This window comes from Paenibacillus nanchangensis (assembly GCF_046543445.1).
GTDB lineage: Bacteria > Bacillota > Bacilli > Paenibacillales > Paenibacillaceae > Paenibacillus_AQ > Paenibacillus_AQ nanchangensis.
Genome location: NZ_JBHOFD010000008.1, coordinates 189,948 through 201,935 on the forward strand (window position 1 = coordinate 189,948; position 11,988 = coordinate 201,935).

Genomic DNA, 11,988 nt, shown 5'->3' on the forward strand with positions numbered 1-11,988 from the left:
AAAACGATTGTAAATCCGCACTTCCGCTGGCATAAATTTTCAAACCGGGCGCAAAAAAGCAGTGCGGCATCAGGCCGCACTGCTCGTCTTTTCCGGTAGGTTTCCCACCGCTAAAAAAACTGGTCAAACCATTCCTGCCACCGCTCCGCGGGTTCGTTCATCACATAGCGGGAATGGACCGTGTCCGTTGACCGTTCGTATCCTTTTCCGCCCAATACGATCTTCAGCTCCGGCCGGGCTTTCTTGATGCGTTCCACCAGCTCGTCCGTATACGGGACCAGGTCGGTATCCGTTACCGACAGGCAGACTGCACCGATCCGGCTCTCTTCTTCCAGCAGCCTGAATACACCGTCTTCCGGCGTATTGGCGCCGAGGTAGATAACGTCCATCCCATTTTTTCGCAAAAACAGCGAAAACAGCAGAAGGCCAACCTGATGATGCTCACCCGCGGGGCAAAACGCCAGTGCTCTCGGCAGATGCGCATACACGGGAAAAGCCTGCATGAACTGCTGAAACCGCTGAAAAATCATATGGGTCATATAATGCTCTTGCGCCACTGTGGCCTCTCCCGCTTCCCAGGCGTCCCCGACTTTATGCAGAACAGGCACAAGCACCTGATAAAACATCGTTTCGTAGCTGTACACGGAAAACCCGAAGTCGATCAGCGCATTGGCCCGCTCACCCTGAAACGCATGCAGCGCTTCATAGATCTGGTTCCGCATTTTATCGTAACCCTGGCCGGGAGCTCCTTGTCCCCCGCCCGCCTCAAGCATGTCCCGCCTGCGGGCATGCAGCAGCCGGACCGCATGCGAAATGCTGATGCCGTCCTTCTCCGTCTTTTCCTTCAGCCAGCGCAGGTCTTCCACATTTTCCGGACTGTACAGCCGGTAACCCGACTCGGTCCGTTCAGGCGCAACCGCCTGATAGCGGTTCTCCCAGGCCCGAAGCGTGACGGAGGGGATATCCAGCATTTCGGCAACCTGTTTGATGGTATACACGTTGTTTACTCACCCTCCTTTCGCTGAACCTTTCCCGTCTCCGCCCGAAAAAAGCTCGTCATTAACGTTATACAAATCGAATACACCCATTATACATAACGCGCGTCAGACTGTCATTGTCTTACACTGAGTTCCATTATCTCCGGCGCCTCCCCGCGCGTGCCTCCTGCGTCAAGACTTCTCCGCTGCGGTTATAGGTGGGTACAGCTGCACAACACTTTACAGTACTCTTAAGCACCCAACCTCGCACAAGGAGGCCTGGCCATGAATTCCAACCAACTATTTTTGTCTTCCCGGCCCTCCGGCCGGGCGGGCGGAGAACGGATTCGCCGTCTCTCGCGGCGGCGCTTCCTGCTCGCTTGCTGCGCCGCTCTGATTCTCTGGCTGGCGGCCGTGGCCATTTATCAGACCCATAAGCCGCTTCCCCCGGGGATTTCTTATGAAAGCCCGGTGTACCGCGTTCAAGATCTAAATTTCTTATACGATCTCACCTATCCCGACGGCAGTTCTGATGGCGCCCAGGAGAGCCGGATTTTGCCCAGAATGCTGGAAATGATCGAGGAATCGAGGGAGTTTCTCGTGATTGATCTGTTTCTTTTTAACGACTACACGCATAAGGATCAGACGTTCCCTCAAGTCAGCGCCTTGCTTGCGGACAAGCTGATCGCCCACAAACAAAATCACCCCGGCATGGACATTGTCTTCCTTACCGACGAAGTAAACACCAACTACGGCTCAGCTCCTAACCCTCTGCTGGAACGCATGACTACCGCCGGCATCCCTGTTGTCGTGACCGATGTGGATGCGCTGCGCGACTCCACCCCGCTGTATTCGGCGGTATGGCGCACGTTTATCCAATGGTTTGGCCAAAGCGGCAGCGGCGGGTTGCCGAATCTTATGGCCAGCGGAGGACCTGATATTACCGTCCGGTCCTACCTCAAGCTCCTGAATGTCAAGGCCAACCACCGCAAGCTTCTGGTCAGCGAAAAAGGAGCGCTTGTTTCTTCCGGCAATGTGCACGACGCCAGCGCTTACCACTCCAACATCGCATTTGAGGTAACCGGACCGGTTATTGCCGATATGGTGGAGACTGAACGGGCCGCGGCGGCTTTGTCCGGCGGCAGCCCGGCGCTGGAGGCGTTGAACCGGATCGCCGGCAAGGCGGATAGTCTGCCTCAAGACACTAAGGGAGACATTGAAATCCGCTACCTGACGGAAGGCGCCATTTACCGTAGGCTGCTAGCTGACCTGGCCGAAGCGGGGGCGGGCGACACGGTCTGGATCGGCATGTTTTACCTGGCCGACGACAAAGTCACCCGGGAGCTGCTGAGGGCTGCGGACCGCGGAGCAGATGTCCGGCTGGTGCTCGATCCGAATCAGAACGCCTTTGGACGGGATAAAACCGGTATTCCGAACCGGCCGGTCGCGATGGACCTTCATAACCGATCAGACGGTGCAGTCCGCATCCGCTGGTACAATACCACACAGGAGCAGTATCATACCAAGCTGATGTTCATCGCTAAAGCAAAAGGCCCCTCCATTCTGCTCGGGGGTTCTGCCAACTTTACACCGCGTAATCTGGACGACTACAACCTGGAAAATAATCTTTGGGCTTCATTTCCCAAGGAGCAGCCCGTGCATGGAGAACTGGTCGCCTATTTTAACCGCCTCTGGAACAATACCGACGCCGATTATACTCTTCCTTTCGAAGCCTACCAAAGCGAATACACCTGGCTGAAATACGCGGTCTTCCGCCTTCAGAACCTGCTGGGCTTCACCACGTTTTAGGTAGATAAGCCTGATTTCCCAGGAAATCAAAATTCGAGGTAACAAGTCCAATTGTTAACGTTTATATTAAGGATAGGGAATATTTTTTGGGGCGAGTACAACCTGCCGGCATCTTTCCCGCATCATACTCATGACCTTGAAGGGAGCTGGGTTCCTTGAACAACGCACGAATATTAATCGCTGAGGACGAAGCCGTTTTGCGCTTTTTGCTGACCGAAACGCTGGAAGAGGAAGGGTTCGAGGTAACGGAAGCGGAAGACGGCGGGGAAGCCGCCGCCCTGCTGGCCAGTGAAACCTTCGATTTGATTATCCTGGATTACATGATGCCGGAAGCGACCGGGATCGAGGTGTGCGAACGGCTCCGCAGCGAAGGCGGGCCTAACGCCTCCAAGCCGGTGATTCTGCTGACAGCCAAGGTGCAGGAGCAGGACCGGATTCGCGCCAAAACCGCCGGCGTAAGCCGGTTTATGTCCAAACCCTTTAGCCCGATTCAACTGCTGGAGGAAATCGGAGGGCTGATGGAGCAGCCGGGGACCGCGGAATGAAGCGCGGGCGGCGCGGCGGCCTGGCTTCCAAACTGGCCGGGGCCGTCTATCAGCTTGTTATTGCGCTGGCAGTGATCCTGATTGCGTCGAATATTTTTGTAAATTTGCAAATCAGGGAAAACACGGAGGCCATGGAACAGCGGCTGGACGAGCTTAACGCGCTGTACATTCTGGAAAATGAATTTAGCGGGATTGTTTCCGACTTCCGCGCCTACATGGCTTACGGCCGGGAGGAATTTCTGGACGACTCGCTCAGCAGGCGGGAAAACTACCGGGAGCGGCTGCGGCAGTTCCTTGCGCTGCATGACGATCCCGAATGGACCGGCCGGTTCGCCGAGCTGGAGAAGATGGGAAACGACTATTTCCAGCATCTGAGCACGGCCATCTCACTTAACCGGGCCAAGGATAAAGCAGCCATCAGCAACCTGTCCCAAGGAACAATTACGCCGCTGATCCGCTCCATAGAAAGCCAGTTTGCCACCCAGCTTCAATTGCAGCGGGACGATGTAACGGAGCTGACGGAGCGCAACCGGAGCTTGAATCGGCTGCTGCTGTTTATTCCGCTGCTTATTTTAGGTGTCGCCGTCCTCTTCGCTTACCGGCTGAGACGTTACTTAGAGCGGGAAGTCATTGCCCCTGTGCGGGAAATGGAGGAAGTCGTCCAGGAGATTGGCGGCGGACAGTTTCTGCTGCTAAAAGAAAGCGGCCGTTCCGACGAGATCGGCCAGCTGGCCCACGGGATCAATGTCATGACTGAAGCGCTGCGTCAACGCCGTGCAGAGCTCGACAGCCATCTTGCCAAGCTCTCCGAGCAGCATGATGAGCTGGAGGCCCAAAACGAAGAAATTATGGCCCAGCAGCTGGAACGGCAGGAAGCGCTTGACAAGCTGAGAGAGCGTGAGGCGACGCTGGAGACAATCTCCTCCTTCCAGGAGCAGCTCGCCGGATTTACGGACATGGATGCGTTTCTCCGCAACTCGCTGTCCGCTTTGGTCAAAGCGCTTGGGCTTGACGCAATCATGCTGGTGGCCCGGCGGGACGGCGGCCAGTTTGAGCGGCTGTATTCCCAGGGGTACCCGTCATCAGCGGGGCAGCCGGAACAATCGGAGTGGTTCGGGCCTGCGCTGCGCGTGCTTGAAGAGGGCGAACCAATCGCCCGCATCCGTCCGCTGTCAGGACCGGAGCAGGGCGTTCACGGCGGATATGAACACGCATGGGACCGTTATTTTCCGCTTCAAAACGGCTCACGCGAGACATCCGGTTTCCTGCTCCTGACCATCTATGGCGCCGGAACAGCGTTTGCGTCGGATGACGGGACGACAGAGGGGCTCGTCCGCCAGTTCGGATTGGCCTACATGGCTCAGTTGGAAGGGGAGGCCCGGAAATCGCAGGCAGAGGAACTGGCCCGGCTGAATGTCCAAATCGGCAGCGAAAAGCAGACGATGGAGGAACAGCGCGACCGCTTCCGCCGGATCGTCGACTCCCTTTACGAAGGGCTGCTGCTTACAGACGCCCAAGGCTCAGTTACTTTTATCAATCAGCCGATGTACGGCCTGATTCCTCAAGACCTGCAGGTAGGCATGAACGTGTATATGCTCGCCACCCACAAATCTATGACCACAGCGGCCATCCAGCGCATGACCGCCAAGCTTGACGACGTGTTTGCAGGCCGCTTGAATGAGTTCCACGAACAGCTTAACCTCCGCTGGGACAACGGGGAAGAAAAAGCTTTTGAGCTGTATATGCGCAATTTATATCAGGCCGAAGGCGAACCCCTGTATGTCTTTGTCCTGCGGGACCGGACGGAAGAGGAAGCCGCCGACCGGGCAAAAAATGAGTTCGTCAGCATCGTTTCGCATGAACTGCGGACCCCGCTGGCCAGCATTATGGGCTTTGTTGAAATTATGCTGAAGCGCGAGGTACAGCCCGCCAAACGCCAAAAGTATCTGGAGACGGTGCATAAAGAAGCGGTCCGCCTCTCCCAGCTGATCGGCGATTTTTTGGATCTGCAGCGGATGGAATCGGGCAAACAGTCCTACGCCCGGCTGCCGTTTGATCTCCGGGAGGTTGTTGAAACCGTTGCCTCGCAATATAAAAACGGATTTAATCATCTGCTTCAGGCCGATTTGCCGGAGGAACCCTGCTACGTCAAAGGCGACCGGGACCGGACGCTGCAGGTTCTGCATAATCTGATCAGCAACGCAATCAAATACTCGCCCGGCGCGGACAAAGTGGACGTCCGGGTTGTTCTCCGCGAGGGACAGTGGACGGCCGAGGTGCAGGACTACGGTCTGGGAATTCCGGAAGAAGCCAAAAACCGGATTTTCTCCAAGTTCTACCGGGTAGACAATTCCGACCGCCGGCAGATCGGCGGAACGGGACTTGGCTTATCCATCGTCAAGGAGATTATGGAGGGAATGGGCGGCCGGATCGGCTTTGAATCGGTTTTCGGCGAGGGGAGCACCTTCTGGGCGGCATTCGAGCGCTTTGTGCCCGAGCCGCTTGGAGGGAAGATTTTTGTAGTCGAGGACGACGACAATCTCGCCGGATTGATCCGCGCCCCGTTTGAGGAGAGCGGATATGAAGTATACCGCGTGAACAGTGCCGAAGAAGCGCTGCTGGATCTCCGGCACACCGGCTCCCACCTCCCTCTCCTCTTGATCGTCGACATTCAGCTGAAAGGAACGCTGACCGGCTGGGATGTGGTGGCCGAGCTGGTGAAAAGCGAGCGGCTCGGCCGCCTGCCGGTGATCGTCAGCTCCGTGCTGGACCGGCCGGAGCATTACGCGGATGACGGGCAGCAGGCTTATCTGCAGAAGCCCTTTGCCCTGGAGCGGCTGCTGGAGCTTGGGGAGTCGCTGATGAACCGGAAGCCGGGGCCGCCGCCGCTGGTGTTTCCGGCACAAAACGAGCAGGAGATCCGCGAGACGCTGGCCAAAAACGGGTTTGCGGATGCGAGGGTGCGCAGCGCGGGCGATGTCGTGGAGGTGCATCTGACTCCGCCCGAAAAGGAGGATACCGAACATGGATAAGTACCGGACCTTGTTTTACAAGCAGATGCGCGAACGGCTTGGGCTGCTGTCCGCCGAAGGGATCGTCCCCGAAAGGGAGCTGTACCGGCTGGTCCATTCGATCAAAGGTACGGCTGGCACCATCGGCCTTACCGATTGGATGGAGGCCGCCGAACAGCAGCTCCCCGGGCTCCGGGAGGACTCGGAGCGGGAATGGTCGGCCGGGGACAGAGCCAAGGTGCTGTCCCCGTTCCTGCGCCTGCTCCCTTCCGCCGCCCCGGAAGCCCCCGCTGAGGGGATCGGACCCGCCGCCGGATCGGACGGCGAGGACAGCCTGGCGCTGCCGGCGGCGGAGCGGCGGCAGGATCTGGTCGTCGTGCTTGACGATGACCCCGGCATGTTGACCGTCCTCAAGGACGCTCTGGAAGCCGGCGGCTGGATGGCGCTTGCCACGCCTTACCCCGACCGTGCGCTGCAATGGTGTTACGATTTGGACCCCGACTGCGTCGTGCTCGATGTCGTCCTGGAGCAGTCCAGCGGTCTGGAGCTGCTTGGACGCATCCGGGAGCGCTGTGAAGCCCGGCTGATCCCGACGGTGTTGATGAGTGCAAGGAACGACAAGGCCACCCGGATTGCCGGTTTCGCTTCCGGCGCCGACGATTTCATCCCGAAGCCGTTTGCGCTGGATGAATTCACCGTCCGGATCGGCCGCCAGCTGTCCCGCAGACGGCGGCTGACGGCGATGCTGATGAACGATGAGTTAACCGGGGCGTACAACGCGCCGTTTTTCAGACAGGAGCTGGAGCGATGGCGGAGCCTGCCTGCCGGAGGACCGCCGCTGACCGTTTCCCTGTTCAATCTGGACAATTTCCGCGGCTTTAACGAACGCGAAGGTTATGCCCGGGGAGACGAGGCGCTGCGCGAATTCTCGCATATTATCCGGAACGCGCTTCGGGAACAGGACGTGTGGGCGCGGGAAAAAGGCGACCGCTTCCTGCTGCTGCAGCCGGGAATGACCGAGACGGAGGCCGAAAACTGGATCGGCGGACTTCTCGCCCGGTACCGGCGGGGTCCGGACGGCATGGACGGCCTGCCCTCCTTCTCGGCGGGCATTACCCGCGCCGATCCGGCAAGCCCGGTCGCGTCGATTCTGGAGCGGGCTGCCTCGGCCGCAGCCGAAGCCAAGGCGGCGGGCGGCGGCCGGGCGGCCGTCTACCGCGAAGATACGCCTGCCGCCAAACCGCCCCTGCGCGTAGCGGTCATTGACGACGACGATTTAATCCGCAGCCTGCTCCTGCGTCAGCTTCGGGAACTGGCGGAGGAATATGGAGCCGAGATTCGCGCTTTCTCCGACGGAGAAGATTTTTTTGGAGACGGCTGGAGCGAAGGCGGCGGCCGGTGCCTGCTGATCCTCGACCGGATGATGCCCCGGATGAACGGCATGGAGGTGCTGCGGAAGCTGCGCGGCCTGACCGGGCAAGGCGAATATAAAGTGCTGATGCTGACCGGCGTCCAGGAGGAACGGGAAATCGCGGAGGCGATCCAGGCCGGTACGGACGATTATCTGACCAAGCCCTTCAGCCTGGTCGAGCTGGAGGCCCGTGTCGGGCGGCTGCTGCGGGGGATGAGCGGATGAACGAGCCCTTTGGCCTTACGCTGCGGGCCGTGGAACTCTTCAGCCTGCTCCTGCTGGTTCTGCTGGCTGCCCTGTTTTTATACCTCAGTCTCCGTAAAAGCACGATTAACCGGAATCATCGCCGGTTTGCAGAATCGCTTCGCTTGCTCCAGGAAGGAGACTCGGCCCTGCAGCAGTACCTGGAATCCGGCAAGGAAGGCCGGCTGCTGCACCAAGGCCGTTTGGGCGAATCGCCTCCTGTGCGCGCCGCCCTGCAGCACCGCCTGACAGTCAGCGGCTCACAGCAGGAGCGCGAGCGCATTTACGCTTTCGCCCGCCGCCACTTCCGGGAAGACTACGCCCGGATGCTGAACAGCCGCAGGTGGAGCCGCAGAGTCAACGCTCTATTGGAAATCGAACTGTTCCGGATCGGCTCCCTGAAGACGGAGCTGACGGATATGCTGAACCGGAAACGGCGGATATCGGAGGAAGAACGCTTTTTGATCATGCGGATTTTCGCCGTTTTTCATGATCCCGAACTGCTTCATCTCCTCCGGCAGGAAGCCACAACGGACCGCTTGTCCGAAGCCCGGCTGCTGCAGCTCTTGCTTCCGCTTGGACCGCAAATCCGGGAGGAGCTGATTGCCGATTTTTCAGGCTATCCGCTGCGGGTTCAAATGGCGGCTGTGGACGCCCTGCGGCTCGGCAATGACCGCACGTCCGCCGTGCTTGGGCTGCTGGAGATGCTGCTGAACAGCACGGAGATTGAGCTGCGCATCCGCTCCTTAAACGCGCTGGCGAATTTTGGGTATATGAGTCCTAAAGGGGAAGAAGCGTTTCAGTCCCTTCTGAGCGACGGCCCCGGCGGCTCAGCGGAAGAACGGCAGGCAAGGGCCAGGCTGATGGGAAGCATCCGGGACGAAGCCTACAAGCCGCATCTGAACGGTCTGCTCGGCGATCCGTCTTATGCCGTACGCCAAACGGCGGCCGATTCGCTTTCCCGCTACCGCTCGGGAGAAGAACTGCTGCTCCGGGTAATTTCAAGCCATCCCGACCGCTATGCCAGAGAAATGGCGGAGGAAACGCTGGAAAGGAAACGTTATGAAGGAATCTTCCATTGACGTGCTGTTTGTCATTCTGGACGCGTTTGCGCTGGTGCTGCTGATTTATGTCGTTGTCGTCACGCTTATCTATATCTTTTTGTTCCTGGCCGCCGCCGGCAAGCTCTACCGGGAAAAAGACGTAAATCCCGTTCAGTTCGACATGCTCCTGGGCAGTGAATTGGCCCCTCCCCTGTCCATTCTCGTCCCCGCCTACAACGAAGAAGTCAACATCGTGTGGAGCGTGCGTTCCCTGCTTGGCATCAACTATAAACAGTTTGAAATTATCGTCATTAACGACGGGTCCAAAGACGCCACCGCGCAGGCGCTGATCGATGAATTCGAGATGACCGAGGTCAAAAGCAAGGTGCACTGGTCCGGGCTGGGCAAAGAAACCAAGCCGATCCGGGCCATCTACCGGTCGCTCCGGCATCACAATCTGATTTTGGTCGACAAGGAGAATGGCGGTAAAGCCGATGCCCTGAACGCAGGCATCAATGTATCGCGGTATCCCTACTTCGCTTCGCTCGACGGGGATACGGTGCTGGATACGGACGCCTTTTTGAAGGTGGTTAAACCGATTATTGATGCCAAGCCCGGCGAAGAAATTGTCGCCACCGGCGGCAGTGTCGGAATCGCCAACGGCAGCTTCGTGGACAGCGGACATCTCAGCGGCGAGCACGTCAAGCTATCGCGCAATCCGGTTGTCGTCATGCAGGTCATTGAGTACCTGCGCGCATTTTTGATGGGCCGGGTTGGCCTCAGCCGGTATAATCTGCTGCTGATCGTCTCAGGAGCGTTTGGCGTCTTTAAAAAGGATTGGGTTATCGAAGCCGGCGGCTACGAAACCGGCACGATTGGAGAGGACATGGAGCTGATCGTCCGCCTGCACCGCCGGATCAAGGAGAAAAAAAGCCGCGCCAGAGTTGTTTACGTCCCCGATCCCGTCTGCTGGACCGAAGCGCCCGAAGGGCTGAAGGTGCTGCACCGCCAGCGCACCCGCTGGCACCGGGGGCTGTTTGAAAGCCTGTGGCGGCATAAACGGATGATCGGCAATCCCCGCTATGGCGCGGTTGGGCTTGTTTCTATGCCTTATTTTACGCTGATCGAACTGCTGGGCCCCGTTATCGAATTGTTTGGTATTGTGACGGTAGCTGCCGGTCTGCTGCTTGACCTGGTCAACCTGCAGATCACGCTCGCCCTATTCCTGATGATGCTGGTGTATGGATCGCTGCTGTCGGTTGGCGCGGTGCTGTTCGAACAGTGGTGCTTCGGGCGCTATAACAAGTTGTCCGACCTGTTCCGCCTGACCTTCTACGCGCTGACCGAAGCGTTCTGGTACCGGCCGCTGATGACGGTTTGGCGGTTTCAGGGGCTGATTCAGGCGGTCCGGGGTAAGCAGCACGCCTGGGGCGACATGGTGCGCGGCAACGTGATGAATTCCAAGCCCGGAGGCGAACGGAAGGGGCGGGAGCTGTGAATATGCGCAAAAGATGGCCGCTGCTGCTGGCCGGCGGACTGCTGCTGGCGGCTTTGCTCCCCTGGATCATCTGGACCGTCTCCCCGGGGCGTGCGCTGCAGGTCGCCATCCTCGACAAGACGGTGCCGGACGAATCGTACCGGGAGCATAAAGGTTTGGTCTGGCTGTTAAATCAGCAGAAATACGTCAAAAATAACGGCTCGGCTTATGACTACAGCCGGGATTATTACGGGTTCCATCCCGAAGACGGGACGGAATTTTCGGTTTCGGAGCTGCCGGAGGAAGCGGTGTCGGCCGATTTAATTTATGTGGCCGACACCTACGGCGTATCCGCCGAAGACTTCTACGGCGCCTCTCCGCCCGAAGGCGCGGCGGCCCATCTTTACGGCGGGCTCACGCTGGGCGATGCGGAGCTGCTGACCGGCGCGGCGGGCCGGGGGGCCACGCTGGTCGCCGAGTTCAACGCGTTCGCCAGCCCCACCCCGCCGTCCGCGGCCGCGCGGATGTACCCGCTGCTTGGCGCCCGGTGGACCGGCTGGACCGGCCGTTACTTCCCAGAGCTCGGGGAAGGCGGCGAGGTGCCGGAAGCCCTGCGGCAAACCTATGCTGCCCAAGAAGGCAGCCCCTGGCCGTACTCGGGGCCGGGGCTGCTGCTGGTCCACTCGGACGGCGGCATGCTGGTGCTGGAAGAAGGCCAAGCGCTGGAGGAAGGCGGTGTCGGCATGACGTTTACGCCGGAAGGGCGGGCTTTTTCGGGCGTAAACGGAACGACCCGTTACAACTACTGGTTCGACATCGTGACGCCGGTTGGGGGCAGCAGCGTATTGGCGAACTACCGCCTGAACGTGACCGACGAAGGGCGGGCGGTGCTGACGGGAGCGGGCCTTCCGGCCGAATTTCCGGCCGTCGTTGCCCGCCGGACTGACGTGTACACCGCTTATTACTTTGCCGGAGATTATGCCGACTACAACCGCTACCCGTTCTGGCGCCGCTATACCGGCTGGGAAACGCTGAAAAGCGCCTTCACCTTTGACCGGAATCACAGTGAAGACGCTTTTTATTGGGATGTGTATGTCCCGCTGATGAAAGCGGTGCTGAAAGAGGCCTACGATCGGAAAGAGGGAGCAGGCTAAGCCCAACCGGGTTTAGCCGCTCCCTCTTTTCCTATCCTCTGCGTTCTCCCGGCTCCGGCTGGATGGAGCTCTGGCTGTGCACTGCCGAGAGCAGCAGCTTAAAGCCGCCTAGAGCGGGCTGCCTGGTGCGACAACAGATGAGCCCTCTAAGGCAGCATCAGCTTGAGACCCCTGAATCAGCTAGCCTTATTAACTCAACTTTCGCAGCTAGAAAAATGGCTTAAATCCTTGAGCGCGTAAGGAGAATTCAGTAGCTTTACTCGTATGGACAAAAAACACCTTGCTTGTGTGGCAGCATGGGAGTGCGACCAACCATGC

At 58.9% G+C, this 11,988-nt stretch carries 8 protein-coding genes; 7 read left to right on the forward strand and 1 reads right to left on the reverse strand.

What is annotated here, in order from left to right; all coding sequences use genetic code 11:
- Positions 1 to 110 precede the first annotated feature (110 nt).
- Positions 111 to 998: a MerR family transcriptional regulator gene (locus ACE6ED_RS08515; protein ID WP_410826678.1), complete on the reverse strand. Its 888-nt coding sequence runs from the start codon at positions 996 to 998 to the stop codon at positions 111 to 113.
- A 264-nt stretch (positions 999 to 1,262) separates the two neighbouring features.
- Between ACE6ED_RS08515 and ACE6ED_RS08520 the strand changes: the two genes are divergently transcribed.
- From ACE6ED_RS08520 to ACE6ED_RS08550, 7 genes are all read left to right on the forward strand, one after another.
- Positions 1,263 to 2,786 (forward strand): phospholipase D family protein, encoded by a 1,524-nt coding sequence (locus ACE6ED_RS08520; RefSeq protein ID WP_410826679.1) that lies wholly within the window; start codon positions 1,263 to 1,265, stop codon positions 2,784 to 2,786.
- Positions 2,787 to 2,941: 155 nt separating this feature from the next.
- Complete coding sequence (locus ACE6ED_RS08525; RefSeq protein WP_410826680.1) at positions 2,942 to 3,331, forward strand: response regulator transcription factor; 390 nt, start codon at positions 2,942 to 2,944, stop codon at positions 3,329 to 3,331.
- On the forward strand, positions 3,328 to 6,363 hold the full coding sequence (locus ACE6ED_RS08530) for an ATP-binding protein (protein ID WP_410826681.1): 3,036 nt from the start codon (positions 3,328 to 3,330) through the stop codon (positions 6,361 to 6,363). The genes ACE6ED_RS08525 and ACE6ED_RS08530 overlap by 4 nt, the downstream gene beginning before the upstream one ends.
- Positions 6,356 to 7,978: a response regulator gene (locus tag ACE6ED_RS08535; protein ID WP_410826682.1), complete on the forward strand. Its 1,623-nt coding sequence runs from the start codon at positions 6,356 to 6,358 to the stop codon at positions 7,976 to 7,978. The genes ACE6ED_RS08530 and ACE6ED_RS08535 overlap by 8 nt, the downstream gene beginning before the upstream one ends.
- Positions 7,975 to 9,078 carry a HEAT repeat domain-containing protein gene (locus tag ACE6ED_RS08540; protein WP_410826683.1) on the forward strand — a complete coding sequence of 368 codons (1,104 nt, stop codon included), beginning with the start codon at positions 7,975 to 7,977 and terminating at the stop codon, positions 9,076 to 9,078. Before ACE6ED_RS08535 ends, ACE6ED_RS08540 begins: the two co-directional genes overlap by 4 nt.
- Entirely contained in the window at positions 9,059 to 10,537 is a 1,479-nt protein-coding gene (locus ACE6ED_RS08545) for a glycosyltransferase family 2 protein (protein ID WP_410826684.1), read from the forward strand. Before ACE6ED_RS08540 ends, ACE6ED_RS08545 begins: the two co-directional genes overlap by 20 nt.
- Positions 10,538 to 10,539: 2 nt before the next feature.
- Entirely contained in the window at positions 10,540 to 11,670 is a 1,131-nt protein-coding gene (locus tag ACE6ED_RS08550; protein WP_410826685.1) for a hypothetical protein, read from the forward strand.
- Positions 11,671 to 11,988 lie beyond the last annotated feature (318 nt).